Consider the following 19,983-nt stretch of genomic DNA (forward strand, 5'->3'; position numbering starts at 1 on the left):
TAAAATTTAAATATTTTCTTATGATAACGATTTAAAAACGTACTATTTTAAAATTTTTGTTTATTAATATTATTTTGAAAATAAAAAAACCGAAATTAGATATAATCCAATCTCGATTCAATATTCTTATTTAAACATTCTTAAAAGTATTCTATCGCTTAATCTTGGGAATAATTGACTAATTTTAACAGCTAAAACTAGCTTAAATGGTAAATTAACTTCACGTTTTTTCTGTTCAATACCTTTTATTATCTTACTGACAACTAGTTTAGGCGTTAATGTTTTACCACCCATTGCTTTTTGATAACTCTTGTCTTCATCGGCAATATTAAAGAAATTTGTAGCTACTGGCCCAGGATTTACAGTCATAACATGAACATTGTCATTTTTTAGTTCTAAACGTAAAGAATTAAAATATCCAATTAGAGCAAATTTAGTTGCTGAATAGACAGAACTCTTTGGTGTTGCAATTTTTCCTGCTAGAGAAGCTATAGTTACAATAATTCCAGATTTTCTTTCTCTCATTCTTTTAGCAATTTCAGTAGTTAATTGAATAGTTCCGATGACATTAGTATCAAACATATTTACTACATCAGCATCGCAAAATTCGCTAAAGTCTTTCATAATACCATAGCCAGCACCATTTATTAGGATATCTACATCATCAACTGCCGAAAGAAGTTGATCTACTTGATCTTGAGAACCGATGTCCACACTATATACTCTAGTCTTAACATTTTCAAAACTTTCACATTTTTTAGCCACTTTTTCAAGCGCTTCTTTTCTGCGGGCTACCAATATCAATTCCACATTACCTTTTTGTGCATATTGGTGCGCCAATTCACGACCAAGACCACTTGAAGCTCCTGTTATAAGTATCTTTTGTTTACTATTTTCCATGCAATAATCCCTCTCTTATCCGTGTTTCGCTGCACAGCTACATTGCCCTTTTAGGCACTTACACGTAATTACCTCAGGTGCTGTTTTTCTTTTTTCTTTCAGCAACTCAATAATTTCATCAATATTACTTTTACTTAAATTATCAGTTTCAATTATGTTTTTAACAATAATATGAGTTCTTCTTTCACAAATTCTCTCTAAAAAATTTTGTGTTAATATATCTAAACATTCGTCTTCCACACATTTTGCTGAATATAAAAATTTATTCCCTTGTTTTCTAGTTTCTAAAAATCCTTTTTCCACTAACCTTGATAATAGGGTTTTAATAGTAGAAGGTGTCCAAGACTTTTCTTCACCTAGAGTATCAATTACAAATTTACTTGTAGTTTCTTTATTACTCCAAACTACTCGCATTACTTCCCATTCCGCTTCCGAAATATTAATTTCCATTTATTATCATCCTTTTTTTCAGTTACATCTGTAACTATAATACTATTTTAATCATATAATGTCAATTCATAAAAAACTTGATTCTAGCAAGACTAGAATCAAGTTTAAGATTTTTTCCTAATTGGATGTCTAATAACTGTTTTAAGCTTCTCTGGTAATGTTTTTCTCACATCAGATATATAAATTTCATGGTGAAATCTCATCTCATTAATGTCCAATTCATACCCTTCAGAAATTATATATTCATGCATCTTAGCGACAGTTTCTGGCTCTTTATCATAAGACCCGACATGCATACATTGAACACAGACTCCTTCATCATAGCTGAAAAATTCAACTTTCGAGAAATCTTCTTTTTTCTTTTCCGTTACTTGTTTAACAGCCCACTCAAATACTTCTTTTGTAACAAAATCTGGCATACGTATTAAGGAAATAAACTTAAAATTTTGTTTATTAGCGTAATCAACACCTTCAATCCCTTCTTGCCACCAGAATCCTTCTAACGGTGGAACGACAAAATCAAAGTAATCAGGGATTTTATAATCTCCTTTTTTACTCATCTTTATAGCATACGCTACAGGATACAATAGACTAATAGATTGCTTATACTCACTATTTTCATCATTAGGATCTCCACTTCCTCTAACAGCTATATAATTAGCTTTTTCGACATCAACAATACTAGGTTTAGTCTTAGGGGCATATAAATGCTTAAGAGTTTTTTTAAAATCAACTGCCATACTACTTCTCCAAAACAAAAATTATTCTATCTGATTCAGCATATTTTTTATTGTTTTTATCAAAATCACAGAAATAATCTTTAACTTTAAATCCAATATTTTTAACTTCAGCAAGAACACTTTCAATTTCATAGGTTCTTTGCGAATGAAACTGTTCTAGTTTTTTATATAAACCATTGTTTTCTTTTATAAAGAACGACAGTTCACTCTCCACTTCCAGAGGATTTTCTGTTTCATATGTAAACCACAGATAACTAATTTCCTCATCTTCATAACCGAAAACTTGTTTTTCTAACATATCCGTAACTTTTTTGGGAGTGTGGATATCAAATATAAATTTTCCACCTTCTCTTAAAGATGAGTACACTTCTTTTAATCCTTGTTTAAACTCCTCAAAATCTGACAGATAATTAAATACATCAAATGCACTTAATACAAAATCAAATTCTATATTTAGCGATGAAATTTCTAATAAATCCATCGCAAAATAATTACAACCAGGAACTTTTTCACTAGCTATCGCTAGCATTTGTTCACTATTATCTACTGCGAATACTTCACCATATTTTTTTAGAGTTGGTAGCATTGCACCACTACCACAACCTAAATCAAGAACTAGAAGATTTTCTCTATCTTCTAATTCTTGACTAATAATATTTTTATAAGCATCGTAGTCGACATCCATAAGTTTATCATAAACAATACTTAAATTTTCGTACATATTATACACCTTTTATAGGATATTTCTCAAATAGTGCATCTAATTCATAGTATTCTCTATCGTCACGAGTCATGATGTTTACTACAACATCACCTAAATCCATAAGAATCCATTTGGCTTCTCTTAGACCTTCTGTACTGTGAATTTCTCCACCATTTTCTAATACTTGTTCTCTTACTTCTTGAGCAATCGCTTCTACTTGTCTGTTTGTAGGTGCGTGACAAATTACAGAATAGTCATATAATACTCCTGCTTGAGTTAAATCATAAGCAACGATATCATAACCGTGTTTATCATCACATGCATCTACAACAACTTTTAATAAGTTTTCTACTTCCATTTTCATCCTCTTTCTTTATTTTATTTTTTTATAATATGGAACATTACCACATAAAGTACATCATCTTCTGGGTATCTTTTAGCTAGTTTATCTATTAATTCATCTAGAGTAACACCATAATATTTAGCATAACGTTCTGTTAAAGTATCTCTTGTTACAGGTTTAACTAAATCAACTTCTAATGTAGCAAACACTGTATCAGGATCTTCATAAGTCGTAGCTTCTAATAAATCACCTTTTTTGAAGTGAGCCTCACTCTTATTTCTAATCGTGATTGTTTTTTCATCAGTTAAGATTTTATCTTTATTTTTTTCTTTAAATCCGACACGATAGTTTTTAATATTATAATAGTTATAACAATCTAATAATGATGGATAAATTCTTTCATCATTATCGATTAAATAAACTAACGTATACTTAGCAGCAAGTCTTACCGCTTCATCTAAGTCATACTGAGATACTTCTGTAACCTCTGCTAAGTGTGGGTGTTTTCTTTGTGGATCAGTATAGTCTGCTATGAAGATTATTTTTTCTAATAATGTCATGTGCTTTCTACCGAATGTGTGGTTAGCAACCGCAAGTTTAACTTCTTCATCTGCTACACCAAATTCTTCTTCGATAAATGCACTTGCTACAGGTCCATGAAGAACCTCTACTGGATAGTCTAATAAATTAACATCTAAATTATGTAAGATTACGTATTTTTTCATCAATACTTCGTCCATTGGTTTACAAACATCATGTACTAACGCTACTAATGCTGCTCTTTCTTCGTTTGCCCCATGAATTTTTGCTAAATGTTTCGCTACTTCCACAACTCTTAGTGTGTGTTCATATCTTTTTTCTGGTAATATTTCTTTCACTCTATTTTGAATTTCTTGATATTCCATATAAACTCAACTCCTCTATATATGATCTACATTCATCCGTAATCATATACTTAATACTTTTCTTGTTTTTTAAATTTTTCCTAATTAAACTAGAACTTATCTCAATTATCGGTGATTTCATAATCTCGTAACTAATAGATTCATAAAAAGAATCCCCTTCTGCTACCTTATATAAATCCTCTTCATCGCGAGCAACAAAAATAAAAGTTACAAGTTTTACTAGTTCTCCTATATTATACCATTTTTTTAAATCTTTGGCTCTATCTGTTCCAATAATAAAATAGATTTTTTCATTTTTATACAATTCACTAAAATACTTAACGGTATTATAACTATAACTTACACCCTCATTTGATATTTCATAGTCACTTACTTCAAACTTTAAGTTACCTTTAGTACTTAGTTTCGTCATCTCAAACCTATTTTTATCACTAGCTTCAAGTTCTCTACCTTTTAGCGGTGTAATATACGAAGGAATAAAAATAACTTTGTCTAAATCATAAGTATCTAGTGCTGTTTCGGCAGTAATTAGATGACCTATATGAATCGGGTCAAAACTACCACCATAAAGCGCAATTGACATCTTATTTCACCAACTCTATTTTTCTATACTTTTCCTTAGAGCTTTGTTTGTATAATACAATAGTGTGTCCAATTACTTGAACTAATTCAGATGAAGTACGTTCAGATAAAATTTGTGCAACCTCATCTTTATCTTCTTCACAGTTTTGTAAAATACTTACTTTTAATAATTCACGTTTTTCTAACGCATCTCTAATTCCTTGAATCATATCACTATTTACACCTGATTTCCCTACTTGGAAAATTGGTGATAAATGATGAGCTAATGCTCTTAATTGTCTTTTTTGTTTACCTTTTAACATCTTATCCTCTTTTCTTTTACTATATTATCGATTCACGTACAAATACTTCGATTTCTTCTGGTACATGAATATCAATCTTACATCCACTATCGCTATTAACAGTAATCCATCCTAATCCAGAAATCACAATATCCATCTTTCTACTGTCAATAGTGAAACTTTTCTTAACTTGATTGTTGAAAATAGAAATATTATCTTGAAACGGTGGTTTTAATAATGTTCCTAAGTGCTTTTCAAATAATTGATCTGCATTACTCAATTTTGTACGATGGATTTCTACTAAATTAGATGCATATAATGTGAAACTTTGACGCTCACCTTCTACAAAATCCATTCGAGCCATACCACCAAAGAATAAACTTTGCTCAGCATTTAACTGGAATACGCGAGCCTTAATCTCTTTTTTAGGCATTACTAATTTTAAACTTTGTGCATCAAGATAATGAGCTATATCATAATCCAGTATAATTCCAGGCGTATCATAAATACTAGTAGCGCGGTCTAAAGGTATCTCTATCATTCCTAGTGTTGTACCAGGGAAGTGAGAAGTTGTAATAACATTCTTATCCCCGGTTGTAAGTTCAATAAGTTTGTTAATAAATGTAGATTTACCAACATTCGTTGCTCCTACTATATAAACATCTTTACCATTTCGTAATTCATCTATACGACTTGCTGCTTCTTCAACACCTTGATTTTTTATCGCACTAATTAAAAGAATATCTTTTACTTTAATTCCCTTAGCTTTCAGCATCTTAAATAGCCATTGTTTCACTTTATTTTGTTTAACTGATTTAGGTAATAAATCTAACTTGTTAGCTACAAGTACTATATCTTTATTATTTCCTACAATATCAACTACATCTTCAATCCAACTTCCAGAAAAATCAAAGATATCTACTACTTTTACAATTAATGCATCTTTTTTTGATAGTGTTTTGATAAGTTGATAGAAATCTTCAGCTCCAAGTTGCACATCAGATACTTCATTATAGTTTTTTAATCTAAAACATCTTTTACAGACAAGATTGCCATCGATACTTTTCTCTACTACACTCTTTGGTAAATAACCTTGTTTGTTCTGATCTTCACTTTGAATCTCAACACCACAACCTATACAATAAACTTTATTACTCAATATGGCCTCCATTTTCTTTCTTATGTTTTAATCTATACCCTACTTTTTTCATTTTAGGGAATTTTTTTCTTCGTGTTAAATTTTGGATTATTAACCCTTCAAAAAATCTATTAATTCTAGTTTTGAATGCATCAGTTTTAGATATAGGTTTTACTAGTACACTCATAACTCCGAAACTTTTTGCGCCTAGTACATCAGTTAAAACTTGATCTCCTAGGATAATTGCTTCTTCAGGTTTTCTATTTAATTTTTGTAAAGCTCTTTTAAATCCAATTGTCAAAGGTTTTTTTGCTCCAGCTACATATTGTAGATTTAATTTTTTACAGAACTCCTCAACGCGTTCTTCAGTATTATTAGACACAACAATAATATCAAAACCAGCTTTTTTCATCTTCTTTAGCCATTTGTTTAACTCTTTTGTATCTTTTTTACTATCCCATGATATTAAAGTATTATCTAAATCAGAAATAATAACTTTCTTGTTGTGCATATTCATATACTCAACATCTATAAACTCATACTTTTCTATAAAATCATCCGGTGAAAAATATCTTTTTAGTACCATTTTCCTTTATCAATAGCCTATAAAATAGTAGCTATTTTCTCTCCCATCTTGATTTCTCTATTCTCTAAATTTTCTTCAAGCAGTATATTATCTTTTTCAAATAATAATACCACAGTAGAACCAAACTCAAAGTATCCTAACTCTTCACCTTTTTTCACATAAATACTCTCATATGTAGGTATGATAGAATTCACATTTTGAGCACCTACAGGTATCATAGTGTAATTTATTTTCCCATTAAGCTTATACACTTGTCTGTAATTATAACTTAGTATATTATCTCCTAACTCTAGGCCAAGATAATTAACAGGATATGAATATTTACCTAAACTATAGGCATCCTTCACTTGGCAATTCATCGGGAAATGGATACGGTGATAATTCTTCGGACTTAGATATATTATCATATATGTACCATCTTTATATTTATCAGCTAGCTCACTATCCCCAACCAATGTTTGAACATTATACACTTGGTTTTTCACAATAAATGTACTATCTTCACTTATAGTTCCTACTTCTGAAATAACACCATCAGTAGGACTCACTAAAGAATCTTCTTCTTGATCGATTGGTCGAGCATCAGGTCGTAACTTTCTGATAAAGAACTCATTTAAATTTTTAAAATCATCAATTTCATCTAAAATTTCATCAGTATTAATATCATAAACCTTAGCGAAGGGTTGTATCATTAATCTACTTAAATTAGACTTTGTTAATTTTTTTAGAGCTTGTGAGCTCATATTACCATTTGTTAATTCAACACAAAGTTGAAACATTTTCTTTTTTAACATACCAGTCTCCTTATTGAATATCATGTTATATTTTACTATAAAAGTCGATTAAATACAAATATTGCAAAGAAATCAAGCCAAAATTCGAAACACTTTCCACTTTACATAATCAAAGTTTTATTTTTCAATAATTATTATATTATTTTAGTACAACCTTTAAGATAATTAATAGGTGTTGAACTTCATGGTAAGACGTTACTATTATAATTAATACAGTATTTGTATATCCAAGTGTAACAGAAAATTTTTATCATATATTATTGATTTTAGTAACATAAAATTGTATAATATAATTATAATAATAAAGCAAGGGAGTGAATGACATGACGTTAAATAATAAAGTAAAAGAAAATATTATTTTAACAACTGTCCAAAACGTTTGAACTAAGGGCTATTCTCTGACAAGTGTTCAGGATATCATTAAAAAAGCTAAAGCCCCTAAAGGAAGCGTATATTATTATTTTCCAAAAGGAAAAGATGAAATTTATCTAGAAGCATTAGATAAAATTAACAGTAATGTTAAAAAAGAATTTAAAACAATTTCTCCGAAATTAGGGACTTTAGAGGAGTATTTAACAAATGTTTTTGATCTTTTTATTTCAAAAGGTAAAGCATGTAAACGAAGTGGTTTCTCACTAACACTACTTGCTATGGAGACTGCCGAATTATCTCCTATTATTGCTGAAAAATGTAGTGATATATTAGAAAATTGGCGTTTACTTCTTGCTGATGGACTTTTCGATAGAAATTTACCAGAAGATGTTTGTAATCCTGTAAGTGAATGGTTATTCACTAGCATTCAAGGAGCATTAACTGCAAACAGAATACACAAGGATGAAGCATTCCTTTACAATATAAAATCTTCAATTAGATTTGTTTCTACCGCTTCTCCTGAGACACTAAGAGAAATATTCTCTAGATCGGATGAAGACGAAGTTGTCGCATAAATAATAACCTCTCCACTGATTTTATTAATTTCAGTAGAGAGGTTTTTTTATACTATATTGTATTTATCATTTGCATTGTTAGCGAATTAATTTTTTGACTAAAGAATTTTTTTATAGCAGGATCTATATCTAATCTATCCAAAGCTAATTCAAAATCTTCTAACCAATACTTTGCTTCTTTTATTGAAATAGGTAATTTCATATGTTTTTTTCTTAAATCTGGTGTAGCAAAAATCGAATGACCTGGTTCACCTAAAAATAATCTAAAAAATTTCTTTTGTTCAATTTTAATTTTTTCAAATCCTTCATTAAATAATAGATTAATTCGATCATCATTAGGGATAATATCATCGTACATATACATTACTAATTGATCAATCTTTTCTTCACCTATTTGCTCATACAGGTTCATAGCTACCTCCACAATTTGTTCATATTTTTTTCACTTTTTGTCCTTATTTATATTAAACTACATTAATAAAATTTTTGCAATTAAAATAGCTTAAACCACTAATTATTGTATTCAATAAACTTTTATTTATAAGTTAAACTAATTTATCGTATCTCATCCTCAAAAAACTCTACACCATTTTTTTCTAATTTTCTGATAGTACTCATCGTAATTCCTGTTTCTTCAAGGACTTCCCATCTTGTACTAAAATAAAATGAATATTTACATCTGTATTTTGAATCAGCAAGTATCTGTAATTCTTCTTCGTCAAGCCCATTAAATGCATCATCTTCTTTCATAAAAGCAATCGGATCTTTTTCATATTCAGCATTTAATTCAATAATGCTATTTTGATCTTCCACCATTGTATATAAAGAATTGAAAAAGTACTTATTGCTTAACATTCCTAAATAAAATTTAAAACAATAATCTAAATACCATATTTCCCATTCCTCGTCAGAAGTGCATATTTCTATCATTTTATCATCTACCATAACTCTATTTAAATAGTCTAATACACTATCATTTTCATACATTAATTCTGTAAAGAATCCTTCAGCTCTATTATAATCACACTGAACTAAATTAAAAAATAATCTTGAGATGAGAATGAATTCATCTAGCCTTAAATCGTTATTATTAGCGTCAATTAATAAGTCACAAAACTCCCTTAGTTCTCCAATATATAAATATGAAGCCAATTTATAAAACAACAATTCTGTATAAAATTCATCATCAAATGAAATATTCTCAAATTCATCATCAATAAGGTTAATTACATTTTTATACATTTCATTGTTAAAAAAATACTTTACAATATACTCACAAACCTCATAATGAAATAAATTTATTTCATTAATTCCTGTACTAAACTTTACATCATTATATTCTTTCACTTCATTTTTCAATTCACATAATAACTCTAATTTATAATATTCAGGAGCTATCATGTAATTTATTATCGCTATCTTCGCTTCTATATTATACTCGGAAAACTCTATAGCTTTATCTAATTTTGCAGGTATTCTCCTATCTCTACTCTTATCGTTAAATATATTCTGATCAATTGATTTCATATATTCTGAGTATATTATCATAGATTTTTTAAAATTTCTATTTTCACTGTCATTTTCAAATACTAACTCATCATATTGTGGAAATCCTATTTCTGAAAAGAAAAGATCTTTTTTATTTTCACTTAAGTTTTCTTTTTTCATAATCCTATCTCCAATTCTTTTATTTTCATTATTTAATTAAAAACGGGAATGACTCAAAAATCATGATTTCAGAAAAATCGATTTTGTCGAGTCACCCCCGTATAACTTATAGATATCAATAAAGTTTTAATAAAGTAAATCTAGATATCAATAAGCCACTATATATAAATTCTCATATAAACTTTTTTAAAATTTTTGGTTTTTGGGTCTTCCCATTTTCCCGATGTTATTTTTAACTATTCAGTGATGAACTCATTTTTAAATTAAAAAGCGTATAAATCATAAAATTAAACTATAAATGTTCCTATAATATACATTATATGGAAAGCGTATAGTCTAACCTTACTCATAGTATCACCTATAATAATTTTTTAAATGCTTCTACTTTGTCAGTTCTTTCCCAAGTGAATTCTACATCTTCACGTCCAAAGTGTCCGTAAGCTGCTGTTTTCTTGAAGATCGGTTTTCTTAAATCTAAAGTTTCGATGATTCCATTTGGTGTTAAACGGAATTCTTCTTTAATAGTTTTAACGATATCCCCTTCGTCAACTTTTGAAGTTCCGAATGTTTCAACAAAGATTGATACTGGGTGAGCTACTCCAATCGCATAAGCTAATTGTACTTCTGCTTTATCACAGATTCCACTAGCAACGATATTTTTAGCGATATATCTAGCCATATAAGCTCCAGATCTGTCTACTTTAGTTGCATCTTTACCACTGAATGCTCCACCACCGTGACGTGAGAATCCACCATATGTATCAACGATAATTTTACGTCCTGTAAGTCCGGCATCTCCTACTGGTCCACCGATAACGAATCTTCCTGTTGGGTTGATGAAGTATTTAGTATTTTCATCTAATAAATCTTTATCTAAACATGGCTCAATTACGTATTTTTTAATATCAGCGTGGATTTGTTCTTGACTTACATCTGCATCGTGTTGTGTAGAAACTACGATTGTATCAATTCTATTAACTTTGTGGTTTACATCGTATTCAATTGTTACTTGCACTTTTCCATCTGGACCTAAGTATGAAAGAGTTCCATTTTTTCTAACTTCTGCTAATTGTTTTGAAAGTTTTTGACTTAGGTAGATAGGCAGTGGCATATATGTTGGAGTTTCGTTAGTAGCGAATCCAAACATAAGACCTTGGTCCCCTGCACCTACTTCATTTTCTTCTTTTTGTTGTTTTGTTTCTAATGAATTATCAACTCCAAGTGCGATATCTGGAGATTGTTTATCTAATCCAACAAGTACTGAAATATGATCACCTGAATACCCTTTATTAGGATCGTTGTATCCAATTTCATTAATTGTATCACGCACGATTTGTTGGAAGTCAACGTTTGCTGTTGTTGAAACTTCTCCTACAAGTACTGCTAATCCTGTGTTTACACAAGTTTCACAAGCTACACGACCGTATGGATCTTGCTCTAAAATTGCATCTAAAATCGCATCTGACACTTGGTCAGCGATTTTATCTGGGTGTCCTTCTGTTACTGATTCTGATGTAAATAAATATGTTTTGCTCATTTTTTTCTCCTAAAATATTTTTTGTCTGATATTAATACAAATCTCCTCTAGATCCTTAATATCTTTTAAATTATATAAATAAAAGACCTTATCACATAGACAAGGTCTTTATTTATTACCTCATCGTTCAAAGTAAACTTTGCTAAGGAAAGCACCTTAATCAATTGATTAGGTTGCTGGAGTTCAACGGGCCTTATCCCTCACTCACTCTTGATAAGTATTTATATTTCTTTTATCAGCATATTAGATTTTAATATACTTTTTCTAATTTGTCAAACGATAAAATAAAAAAATTAATATTCAATATTGTATTTACTTCTTTCTTGAAGAATTTTTTCTTTTAAATTCTCCGCTTCTTCTACTGGAAGACAATCAATCGATAATTTGCTATATATCCCTGTTACTTGTATATTAGCTAATTTAAACTTATTCAAGATTGGTCCCGTATTTATAGTAACATCTTGAATAGTATTATATGGTAAAGTTTTCTTACTCTTGAAAAATACTCCTTCGACTCTAGACACCCCCATATCATCTATCTCGTAAGAGTAGTTTCTAAATACTAGTGGTGGAATCACTGTAGCTACTAAAACATATATTGCTAATATTGCCAATATTCCTAACCCTAGAAACTTATAATTTATTTCAGTTGTAAAATAATCATATACACTCTTACCAATTACCGGCGATAAGAGAACTAGGGCATATATTCCAAAGTGTATTCTCATATACTGTATTGAACTTATCGGTAAATTACGTGATTTTTTTTCAAATATTCTATTCATAACCTACCTCCGATATAATAAAATCTCTTTCTAATTTTTCTTTATATCCTTTATCATAATATTTCAACTTAATATCAGAGTTTACTCCAATAGAATTTATTGATAGATGAGAAAGGTCCCTTTTTTTCATAAAATAGTTCGTTCTACTATTTATAGTTCCTACTTTTTTCACCTTAATTAACTCCGTAATTATCGTTAATTGTTTCATAAATGTATTTTTAAAGTAATGTCTATCATAAGAAAGTTCATTGTATTTCAACATATAATTTTTCACTAAAATACTATACGAAACTAAGACAAGATAAAAAGCAATCGAACTTAGAACTTTATACTCAAGCTTCAAGTCAACATTAGCAAAATACAATATCGCAAATACTATTATCGGTAGAGGGCTACAATTAAATAAACTCCAACGATACATCGCCATTCTTGCCTTACGTTGTATTTTCTCACTTTCTAAACTATCATAGTACTCTAAATCAATACCCAGATTATTTTTCACAAAATTCTGTGCAAAATCTTTCTTCACCAATGGTAAGACATCTATCGTAGATTTTTGCTCACTTAAATCTTCTGATACATTATTTGTCAAAGTCTCAACAGATAATTTCGCTAGTCCAAAGAATCTATAACGTACCGGATATATTAATTTTACGCTTTGAATTCTATCAATATCAATAACTAATGATTTTTTCGTTAAGAGTCCATATTTACACAGTAAATTATGATCTTTTGTCGTAAGGATAAAGTCATAATATTTTATTATCGTAAAAATAATTGATGCTAATACTACTAAAATCATGAAAATTCCAATTATTATAAATAAGGCTGTTATATTTCCTGCAACTGATTCAGCATTTTTTTGAAGTAGTTCATCAAAATACGTTTCATTATCAAAGAAAATTTTAAACACATCACGAATCTTGTCATTTAGGGCAAGTATTAACCCTAATGCTGCAAAGAACCTAACTCGTAACAACCCATAAAATGCAAGATCCTTTACAGATAATCGTAGTATTTCTCTTTGAATCTCTTCTTCGGTATTCTCATGAGTTACAGAAGTATCTTCATCGCGTTTTAAATCTCTTAATATATCAATTAAATTTAGTGCTATTTCCTTCTTCAAAGGTTTTATCCTAATCTTACCTCCAACAAGATTTATATCCACCGAAAGCAGATTAAATGCTTGATACATTATATTGGAGCTCATATCTATTGACTGGATATTTTCAAGATTTATATTTTTTACTTCTTTATTTATTATTCCTTTTGTATAAATTAATGCCCCATCTCGGACTTCATAACTTTTAACAAAATAATCAAATATACCTATTACTATTAGTAGAAGAAACCCTGCTAAAACTAGTAAATAATATTTCCAGTTTTGTTCTTTTAATGCCAACACCATAAAGATACCAAACAATCTAAATCCTGTAATTACTGTATCCATAATAACCATAGGATGTACTCGACTCTTTTTAATATTATTCATCTTTATACCTCCTATAATTAAGATTGTTTTCTAGTATAATTAACAATAGGTTTTCTAACTGTTCTACATCTTTTTTAGAAACATAAAATCTTAATTTTTCTGAACCAGTGTTTATACTAATCTTGTAAATATTGAATTTTTTCGACAATATATTTTGTTTAATTGTGTAATCTAATATATTTCTAAGTGGTGCTATTTTCTCCAATTTAAAAAATGTGTACATTAATGTTGAAGCTAATTTAAAATGTTCATCTGTAATTTCAAAAAATGTATTGTACTCATATTTATCTCTTAACAACATTACAACACACTGATTTAAAAATGTTAGCCCTCCTAAAATTATACATAATGCAAGATAGGTATTTATACCGAACACTTCTTCAAAACCAGTGAACTTAAAAATCACAGAAGCCAGCACGACACATATTATACTTATTGCCCAAACATTAAAGAAGAAATAATCAACATATAATCTTCCTATATATTTTCTCATAAAATCCCTCCCTACTTTAAAAAATTAATAATATAACTTTTAAAATTAGAAACCGATAAGATTTAGATTTCTTTCTCTTTCAATCGTAGTTTCATCTCCATGACCTGGATAAACTATTTTAGCTCCATCAAGCTTAAATAATACATTACCTAATGAATTTTTTAGTGCATCATAATCTGATCCATATAAATCATAACGACCAAAACCGCTTCTAAATAGTGCATCTCCCACTACAATAAACTTACCAAAATCAAATGATACTCCACCTGGAGAATGCCCTGGTGTAGGTAAAACTGTAAAACTTAATCCTGCTATCTCATATTTTTTATTCTCTTCAAACTCGAATTCTGCTGGCTCAGTCATAGGCGGTCTTCTTAAACGGAATAATGTTGAACCATTAAAATCTGGATTTTGTAACCAATCACGTTCATGCCCTGAAATATATACCGGCACCCCGTAGTGTTTTCTACATTCATCTAATGACATAATATGATCAAAGTGAGCATGCGTTAATAATATCGCTTCGATTTTTACATTTAATTCATCTACAGCTTTTTGTATTCTGTCAAATCCTTCTCCTGGGTCTACAATAACTCCTCGTCCATCTTTATAAACTATATAGCAATTTTCATCTACCATATCCATTACTATTCTTCTAATTTCTGCTTTTGCCATTTTCTCAAAACCTTTCCATAATTATTGTTACCTCTATTTTATCTTATAATTCTTCTATTAACAAGTATTGATTAGTAGTTTTCTTACTTTACTTATACTATCCCCTCATCACTTGACCTTATTTAATATTTTTTTTATACTGGTATAGTATGGTTTTCATAAAAACTTAGTTTTCCCCTAACTTTTCCATAAAAAGTTAGGGGAAAATATCTAAGAAAAAAGGAGAAATAAAATGAAATTAAATTCATTCGCTAAGTTTTCATTACTTAGTATTTCTATATTATTAATGTCACACCTTGCTATCTCTCCAGTAATTCCGAACCTATATAAATTTTATCATGAGAGTAATCCAAATATAGGTCTGGCTTCTGTTGAGAGTTTAGCTACAATTCCAGCTATGATGATAACAATCTTTGTTCTTCTTAGCAATGGAGTAATTAAGTTTATTGGTAAAAAAAATACAGTTCTTCTTGGGCTACTACTAATATTTATCTTCGGTATTGTACCTGCCTTTACAACTAACTTTAAAGTTGTTTTAATTAGTAGACTTTTCCTTGGAGCTGGTATTGGTTTATTTAATTCTCTTTCTATTAGTATGATAAGCGACTTCTTTGATGAAGAACACCGTGGTACTATGATTGGACTAAGAACTGCATTCTTAAATATAGGTAAAGCGCTAACTACATTTATCTCTGGATATCTACTAATTTACGGTATTCAATATACATTTTTAGTTTATGCTCTAGCACTTCCTATATTCATAATTTTCCTATTATTCGTGCCTAATGCAGAAAATGTGAATAATAAAAAAGTTAGCATTAAATTCCACAAAGAAACTATCATTCTAACTCTTTTAACATTTTTAGTAGGAATTTCTTACATGGGAGCAACTATTAAAATCCCTACTCTACTAGCAGAAAAATATCACTACCAACCAGATGTAGCTAGAAATTTATTAACGGTTCTTGCTTTAAGTGGTATTCTTTCAGGATTTATCTTCGGTATCCTTGTCAAGAGATTTAAAAATCTAACTTTACCAATAATGTTAAGTTTCATGACAATCGGAAGTGTACTTTTTGCTTTAAAAAACAATATTGTTATTTTCTATATCGCAGCTATTTTTATAGGAATCAGCTTTGTTGGAACGATGTCATTTAACTTCTTCTATATTTCTAACAAGTTAGAAAATAAATTTATAAACTTTGCAACAAGTGTAATTTTAGTAGGTGGTAATATTGGTGTAATTCTAACTCCAGTAGTACTTACAAAAATACCTGAAGCTCTACACTTAGAAAAATATACTACACCATTTTTCATAACTACTACACTAATATTAATTTCTACATTAGTTAGTTATACAGTATTAAGAAATAAAAAATAATATAAATTAAAAAAGCACAACGTAGAATTTTTACGTTGTGCCTTTTATAATTAACTATTTAATAATTCTTTATTTTTTTCTAAGAATTCTTTTAATTCTTTATCTGGAACCTGTCTAGCTAATACTAATGTTCTTAATGATACATCATCTAAACGACAAGTAGCAAATACTGTCATATTATCCTCACCAGATATTTTCGTATTCTCTAACCAGTTTCTTGCCCCGTTTTTAAATAAACTTATAAATTCATCTTTCTTATCAGCGGTTGTTGGTATTTGATACAAATTAGTATCTTCATGAACTACTTTAACCCCTGTTACTTCATAATAGTATTTTCTTTCCGGAGTTTCCATAACTACAACTCTATGACTGTCAAAATAATCTTTTTTAGCAAACCAGTTCATATTGTTGAATACTCTTGTATCCAATGTTATTTTCTTCTCCTCGATTCCCGCACGAGCATGTCCAAATACCCATTTCACATCACTTTGATCTAAACCTGGTTTATTTTCAAAATCCATAAAAACAGCACCGATAAATGGAGCTGGTTTATTGTCGATTCCATACTCTAAATACTTAGAGTTGTTAGTTGTTTGTAAAATTGGTTCTTTAAGTGAATCCTTACCATCACCAGGAACATACATATAACCGATAACCTCATTATTTGTTGCTTTTAAGTCTTTAAACTTATTAGCTAAATAATCTTTCTCAGCTTGATCTACTACATATTCATCATTTTTCTTAGGCTCTTCTTTAGATTGTGTAGAGTCTACTTTTTGCTCAACTCGAACCTGTGGCTCATTTGAGTTATTATTCATATAAGAATAAATTCCAAATACTCCACCAGCTACAAATAAAAGCATTAAGACATACTTTACAATTTTACTTAGTAAAGATTTATTATTATTCATAAAAAATATTCCTTTCTAAAAATTTGTGTTTACATATCTAAACTTCAAGTTAGATTATATCATATTTCTTCTAAAATTTCTTCAATAACCCTCTCTTACACACTAAAATTTATAACGAATACCTGAGTTTTTCTTGATATACATAAAAAGAGATCGAACTTTTACATAGTTCGATCTCTTAACATTATGAAAATATACATTTTTAAACTTGTCTTATATTAACAAAATCAGTTGGTGGTACATTATCTTTTCCAAGATCTGGTTGTCCAGCTGTGATTAGGATATAATCTCCCTCTTTTGCTAAACCTGATTCTTTAGCAAATTTTGGTGCCAAACTTAGCATTTCTTCCATTGGTAATGTTCTTTCTTCAATAAATGTAGTAACACCTCTTGTTAATGCTAATTTTCTAGCTTTTTGTTTTGATGGAACTACTGCCAAGATCTGAACTTTTGGTCTATATCTTGCGATAAATTTTGCAGTACTACCTGATTTAGTATATGTAACAATGTTATTCACATCTAGTGAATCAAGTAAATATTTTGTTGACAGTGAAATTGCATGAGCAATATCCATCTTATGATTTTTATACTCATCGTCTTCATCTTCAAGGACTATATCTTGAGTTTCTATATAACTTATAATTTTATCAACTGTTTGTAAAGCCTCTTTTGGATAATTACCTGTAGCTGTTTCCTCTATTAACATTATTGCATCTACGCCATCAATAACCGCATTTGCCACATCAGAAACTTCAGCACGTGTTGGTCTAGGATTATAAATCATAGAATGTAACATTTGAGTTGTTAAAATTACCTCTACAGTTGCATCATTAGCTTTTCTAATAATTTCTTTTTGAATACTCGGCAGATTTTCATACGGAAGTTCCATACCAAGTTCATCCCTATTAATCATAATAGAATCCGCAAATTGAATTATTTCATCTATATTTTCATAAGCTTCTTTACAGTCAATTTTTACTATTAATCCAATATCCTTTTTCCCTTGAACTTGCAATATGTCTTTTACTTTTCGGATTTCATCTAGATTACTAACAAATGGACAAGCAACAAAATCAACATCATTTTGACAAGCAAAATGAACATTTTCTTCTTCTATTTTAATTAATTTATATTTACTCTCCGCATAAATATGATCTAAGTCATAAATTATTGCAGTATTTTTATCTAATTTGTCTCTTAATTCTTTTATTTTATTAATTCTATCAATGCACTCTTCTGTACTTCCATAATATGTATCAATTAATACAGCATCCGCACCTTTAGCAACAATCTCCTCTAATATTCCCTCTGTACTATTTCCCAAAGTTGCTATAATTTTTGCCTTTCTAGTCATATATAACTACCTCACCTTTTAAAACGTTTTCTTTTTTCTTAATTATAACACATTGAATTATTATTTTCTAGATACTTTTTATAGTTTACCACTCCACAATCTTCATTTACCATTTAATTTATTTTTAAGTCGTATAGAGGAGATTGTTTATATAGCACCATAGAAACCTATAATTTTCAATATTTATATGACTTTGGAAATATTTTTAATATTTATTTCTTAACTATAAAAAAGAGGTTATACTAACATTTGTATAACCTCTTTTCAGAATTTTTTTATTTAATAGAATTAATAATTCAATGCATTAAATGATTATTTCTTTTTTAGGAGCTACAATTCCAGATTCAAGATAGTCTAGGAATTCTCCAAATAGATTTTCCATTTCTGCATATGAGTTTAAAGTATTTAACTCTTTTTTAACTTTTGCTCCACCTTTAATACCCTTCATATAGTATGCAGCATGTTTTCTCATTTCATGTACGGCTACTCTTTCAGGTTTAATTTCCATAAGTCTTCTTAAGTGAAGTAGACAAACGTCAATTTTTTCTCTTGGACTTGGCTCTTCTGTTAATTCACCAGTTTCTAGATATTTAACAGTACGATATAACATCCAAGGATTTCCTAAAGCTGCTCGCCCTATCATTACCGCATCACAATTAGTATCATCTAGCATCTTTTTCGCAAGTTCTGGAGTAGTTACATCTCCATTACCAATTACTGGAATCTTCAGTTCTTTTTTCACATCACGAATAACATCCCAGTTAGCTTTACCACTGTACATTTGAACTTTTGTTCTACCGTGGATAGCAATAGCACTTGCACCTGCACGCTCTGCATTTCTAGCATTATCCATTATGTAAATATGCTCATCATCCCATCCCATACGCATTTTTACAGTTACAGGCTTAGAAACAGAATCTACTAGTCTTGCAATTACTTCATATACCTTATCTGGATCAAGAAGTAATTTACTACCAGCATCAACTTTAGTAATCTTTGGTACCGGACATCCCATATTTAAGTCAATAATATCAGCTTCTGTATTTTTATCAACATACTTCGCAGCTTCTACTAATGTTTCAATCTCCCCACCGAAGATTTGTAAACTTAGTGGACGTTCTCTTGGATCGATATATAGCATATTCATCGTTTTTTTATTGTTGAATAAAATAGCTTTATCACTTACCATCTCAGCACAAACTAATCCTGCACCGAATTCTTTCGCTGTTAAACGGAATGCAGCATTACATACACCTGCCATAGGCGCTAAAACAACTCTATTTGGAATTTCTACTTCTCTAATTTTAAACATTCTTTA

At 29.5% G+C, this 19,983-nt stretch carries 23 protein-coding genes and 1 riboswitch; of the genes, 2 read left to right on the forward strand and 21 right to left on the reverse strand.

The window, feature by feature from the left end; all coding sequences use genetic code 11:
• Positions 1-126: 126 nt before the first annotated feature.
• The 11 genes from O3801_RS02555 to O3801_RS02605 form a co-directional block, all read right to left on the reverse strand.
• Positions 127-900, reverse strand: a complete 774-nt coding sequence (locus O3801_RS02555) for an SDR family NAD(P)-dependent oxidoreductase (RefSeq protein ID WP_371453987.1) — start codon at positions 898-900, stop codon at positions 127-129.
• A 15-nt stretch (positions 901-915) separates the two neighbouring features.
• Complete coding sequence (locus O3801_RS02560; RefSeq protein WP_294681893.1) at positions 916-1,350, reverse strand: CopY/TcrY family copper transport repressor; 435 nt, start codon at positions 1,348-1,350, stop codon at positions 916-918.
• Between the two features lie 104 nt (positions 1,351-1,454).
• On the reverse strand, positions 1,455-2,090 hold the full coding sequence (locus O3801_RS02565) for a GyrI-like domain-containing protein (RefSeq protein WP_371453988.1): 636 nt from the start codon (positions 2,088-2,090) through the stop codon (positions 1,455-1,457).
• A gap of 1 nt (position 2,091) precedes the next feature.
• The gene (locus tag O3801_RS02570) at positions 2,092-2,811 is read right to left on the reverse strand and encodes a class I SAM-dependent DNA methyltransferase (protein WP_371453989.1); all 720 of its coding nucleotides are present in this window, start codon (positions 2,809-2,811) and stop codon (positions 2,092-2,094) included.
• A 1-nt stretch (position 2,812) separates the two neighbouring features.
• Positions 2,813-3,151, reverse strand: coding sequence for a ribosome silencing factor (gene rsfS, locus O3801_RS02575; protein WP_004264102.1), 339 nt, complete (start codon positions 3,149-3,151; stop codon positions 2,813-2,815).
• A 20-nt stretch (positions 3,152-3,171) separates the two neighbouring features.
• A complete protein-coding gene (gene yqeK, locus O3801_RS02580) occupies positions 3,172-4,041 on the reverse strand; it encodes a bis(5'-nucleosyl)-tetraphosphatase (symmetrical) YqeK (RefSeq protein WP_371453990.1) in 870 nt (289 codons plus the stop codon).
• A complete protein-coding gene (gene nadD / locus O3801_RS02585) occupies positions 4,016-4,624 on the reverse strand; it encodes a nicotinate (nicotinamide) nucleotide adenylyltransferase (RefSeq protein ID WP_371453991.1) in 609 nt (202 codons plus the stop codon). The genes yqeK and nadD overlap by 26 nt, the downstream gene beginning before the upstream one ends.
• A gap of 1 nt (position 4,625) precedes the next feature.
• On the reverse strand, positions 4,626-4,925 hold the full coding sequence (gene yhbY / locus O3801_RS02590) for a ribosome assembly RNA-binding protein YhbY (protein ID WP_004264083.1): 300 nt from the start codon (positions 4,923-4,925) through the stop codon (positions 4,626-4,628).
• A 19-nt stretch (positions 4,926-4,944) separates the two neighbouring features.
• Positions 4,945-6,063: a ribosome biogenesis GTPase YqeH gene (yqeH, locus tag O3801_RS02595; protein WP_371453992.1), complete on the reverse strand. Its 1,119-nt coding sequence runs from the start codon at positions 6,061-6,063 to the stop codon at positions 4,945-4,947.
• On the reverse strand, positions 6,056-6,628 hold the full coding sequence (locus O3801_RS02600; RefSeq protein ID WP_060914242.1) for a YqeG family HAD IIIA-type phosphatase: 573 nt from the start codon (positions 6,626-6,628) through the stop codon (positions 6,056-6,058). Before O3801_RS02600 ends, yqeH begins: the two co-directional genes overlap by 8 nt.
• Before the next feature lie 17 nt (positions 6,629-6,645).
• A complete protein-coding gene (locus tag O3801_RS02605) occupies positions 6,646-7,422 on the reverse strand; it encodes a phosphatidylserine decarboxylase (RefSeq protein ID WP_371453993.1) in 777 nt (258 codons plus the stop codon).
• Positions 7,423-7,820: 398 nt separating this feature from the next.
• On the opposite strand from O3801_RS02605, the gene O3801_RS02610 reads away from it, so the two are divergent.
• A complete protein-coding gene (locus O3801_RS02610) occupies positions 7,821-8,369 on the forward strand; it encodes a TetR/AcrR family transcriptional regulator (RefSeq protein WP_371454012.1) in 549 nt (182 codons plus the stop codon).
• A gap of 52 nt (positions 8,370-8,421) precedes the next feature.
• Here O3801_RS02610 and O3801_RS02615 read toward each other — a convergent pair whose 3' ends face one another.
• From O3801_RS02615 to O3801_RS02645, 7 genes are all read right to left on the reverse strand, one after another.
• A complete protein-coding gene (locus O3801_RS02615; protein WP_316446712.1) occupies positions 8,422-8,781 on the reverse strand; it encodes a truncated hemoglobin in 360 nt (119 codons plus the stop codon).
• A 143-nt stretch (positions 8,782-8,924) separates the two neighbouring features.
• Positions 8,925-10,037, reverse strand: coding sequence for a hypothetical protein (locus O3801_RS02620; protein WP_371453994.1), 1,113 nt, complete (start codon positions 10,035-10,037; stop codon positions 8,925-8,927).
• Between the two features lie 358 nt (positions 10,038-10,395).
• Complete coding sequence (gene metK, locus O3801_RS02625; RefSeq protein ID WP_371453995.1) at positions 10,396-11,574, reverse strand: methionine adenosyltransferase; 1,179 nt, start codon at positions 11,572-11,574, stop codon at positions 10,396-10,398.
• A gap of 117 nt (positions 11,575-11,691) precedes the next feature.
• Positions 11,692-11,794: riboswitch (SAM riboswitch) on the reverse strand.
• 73 nt (positions 11,795-11,867) lie between these two features.
• Complete coding sequence (locus tag O3801_RS02630; protein ID WP_371453996.1) at positions 11,868-12,359, reverse strand: PH domain-containing protein; 492 nt, start codon at positions 12,357-12,359, stop codon at positions 11,868-11,870.
• Positions 12,352-13,851 carry a PH domain-containing protein gene (locus O3801_RS02635; RefSeq protein WP_371453997.1) on the reverse strand — a complete coding sequence of 500 codons (1,500 nt, stop codon included), beginning with the start codon at positions 13,849-13,851 and terminating at the stop codon, positions 12,352-12,354. The genes O3801_RS02630 and O3801_RS02635 overlap by 8 nt, the downstream gene beginning before the upstream one ends.
• A complete protein-coding gene (locus O3801_RS02640) occupies positions 13,844-14,344 on the reverse strand; it encodes a YdbT family protein (RefSeq protein WP_371453998.1) in 501 nt (166 codons plus the stop codon). The genes O3801_RS02635 and O3801_RS02640 overlap by 8 nt, the downstream gene beginning before the upstream one ends.
• Before the next feature lie 45 nt (positions 14,345-14,389).
• Positions 14,390-15,019, reverse strand: coding sequence for an MBL fold metallo-hydrolase (locus O3801_RS02645; RefSeq protein ID WP_371453999.1), 630 nt, complete (start codon positions 15,017-15,019; stop codon positions 14,390-14,392).
• Positions 15,020-15,251: 232 nt separating this feature from the next.
• On the opposite strand from O3801_RS02645, the gene O3801_RS02650 reads away from it, so the two are divergent.
• Entirely contained in the window at positions 15,252-16,400 is a 1,149-nt protein-coding gene (locus O3801_RS02650) for an MFS transporter (RefSeq protein WP_371454000.1), read from the forward strand.
• Positions 16,401-16,450: 50 nt separating this feature from the next.
• Here O3801_RS02650 and srtB read toward each other — a convergent pair whose 3' ends face one another.
• The 3 genes from srtB to dusB all read right to left on the reverse strand — a co-directional run bounded on the left by srtB (position 16,451) and on the right by dusB (position 19,977).
• Positions 16,451-17,311, reverse strand: coding sequence for a class B sortase, LPKTxAVK-specific (srtB, locus tag O3801_RS02655; protein WP_371454001.1), 861 nt, complete (start codon positions 17,309-17,311; stop codon positions 16,451-16,453).
• A 202-nt stretch (positions 17,312-17,513) separates the two neighbouring features.
• Positions 17,514-18,665 carry a pyruvate kinase gene (locus tag O3801_RS02660; protein ID WP_371454002.1) on the reverse strand — a complete coding sequence of 384 codons (1,152 nt, stop codon included), beginning with the start codon at positions 18,663-18,665 and terminating at the stop codon, positions 17,514-17,516.
• A 304-nt stretch (positions 18,666-18,969) separates the two neighbouring features.
• Positions 18,970-19,977 carry a tRNA dihydrouridine synthase DusB gene (gene dusB, locus O3801_RS02665; RefSeq protein ID WP_371452233.1) on the reverse strand — a complete coding sequence of 336 codons (1,008 nt, stop codon included), beginning with the start codon at positions 19,975-19,977 and terminating at the stop codon, positions 18,970-18,972.
• Positions 19,978-19,983: the final 6 nt, after the last annotated feature.

The organism is Gemella sp. 27098_8_149, from assembly GCF_041433745.1.
Classification (GTDB): domain Bacteria; phylum Bacillota; class Bacilli; order Staphylococcales; family Gemellaceae; genus Gemella.

What these genes read in the sequence shown, in the direction of transcription:
- O3801_RS02555 (WP_371453987.1), bottom strand. Translation starts at nt 900, where the DNA reads ATGGAAAATAGTAAACAAAAGATACTTATAACAGGAGCTTCAAGTGGT.
- O3801_RS02560 (WP_294681893.1), bottom strand. Translation starts at nt 1,350, where the DNA reads ATGGAAATTAATATTTCGGAAGCGGAATGGGAAGTAATGCGAGTAGTT.
- O3801_RS02565 (WP_371453988.1), bottom strand. Translation starts at nt 2,090, where the DNA reads ATGGCAGTTGATTTTAAAAAAACTCTTAAGCATTTATATGCCCCTAAG.
- O3801_RS02570 (WP_371453989.1), bottom strand. Translation starts at nt 2,811, where the DNA reads ATGTACGAAAATTTAAGTATTGTTTATGATAAACTTATGGATGTCGAC.
- rsfS (WP_004264102.1), bottom strand. Translation starts at nt 3,151, where the DNA reads ATGGAAGTAGAAAACTTATTAAAAGTTGTTGTAGATGCATGTGATGAT.
- yqeK (WP_371453990.1), bottom strand. Translation starts at nt 4,041, where the DNA reads ATGGAATATCAAGAAATTCAAAATAGAGTGAAAGAAATATTACCAGAA.
- nadD (WP_371453991.1), bottom strand. Translation starts at nt 4,624, where the DNA reads ATGTCAATTGCGCTTTATGGTGGTAGTTTTGACCCGATTCATATAGGT.
- yhbY (WP_004264083.1), bottom strand. Translation starts at nt 4,925, where the DNA reads ATGTTAAAAGGTAAACAAAAAAGACAATTAAGAGCATTAGCTCATCAT.
- O3801_RS02600 (WP_060914242.1), bottom strand. Translation starts at nt 6,628, where the DNA reads ATGGTACTAAAAAGATATTTTTCACCGGATGATTTTATAGAAAAGTAT.
- O3801_RS02605 (WP_371453993.1), bottom strand. Translation starts at nt 7,422, where the DNA reads ATGTTAAAAAAGAAAATGTTTCAACTTTGTGTTGAATTAACAAATGGT.
- O3801_RS02615 (WP_316446712.1), bottom strand. Translation starts at nt 8,781, where the DNA reads ATGAACCTGTATGAGCAAATAGGTGAAGAAAAGATTGATCAATTAGTA.
- O3801_RS02620 (WP_371453994.1), bottom strand. Translation starts at nt 10,037, where the DNA reads ATGAAAAAAGAAAACTTAAGTGAAAATAAAAAAGATCTTTTCTTTTCA.
- metK (WP_371453995.1), bottom strand. Translation starts at nt 11,574, where the DNA reads ATGAGCAAAACATATTTATTTACATCAGAATCAGTAACAGAAGGACAC.
- O3801_RS02630 (WP_371453996.1), bottom strand. Translation starts at nt 12,359, where the DNA reads ATGAATAGAATATTTGAAAAAAAATCACGTAATTTACCGATAAGTTCA.
- O3801_RS02635 (WP_371453997.1), bottom strand. Translation starts at nt 13,851, where the DNA reads ATGAATAATATTAAAAAGAGTCGAGTACATCCTATGGTTATTATGGAT.
- O3801_RS02640 (WP_371453998.1), bottom strand. Translation starts at nt 14,344, where the DNA reads ATGAGAAAATATATAGGAAGATTATATGTTGATTATTTCTTCTTTAAT.
- O3801_RS02645 (WP_371453999.1), bottom strand. Translation starts at nt 15,019, where the DNA reads ATGGCAAAAGCAGAAATTAGAAGAATAGTAATGGATATGGTAGATGAA.
- O3801_RS02650 (WP_371454000.1), top strand. Translation starts at nt 15,252, where the DNA reads ATGAAATTAAATTCATTCGCTAAGTTTTCATTACTTAGTATTTCTATA.
- srtB (WP_371454001.1), bottom strand. Translation starts at nt 17,311, where the DNA reads ATGAATAATAATAAATCTTTACTAAGTAAAATTGTAAAGTATGTCTTA.
- O3801_RS02660 (WP_371454002.1), bottom strand. Translation starts at nt 18,665, where the DNA reads ATGACTAGAAAGGCAAAAATTATAGCAACTTTGGGAAATAGTACAGAG.
- dusB (WP_371452233.1), bottom strand. Translation starts at nt 19,977, where the DNA reads ATGTTTAAAATTAGAGAAGTAGAAATTCCAAATAGAGTTGTTTTAGCG.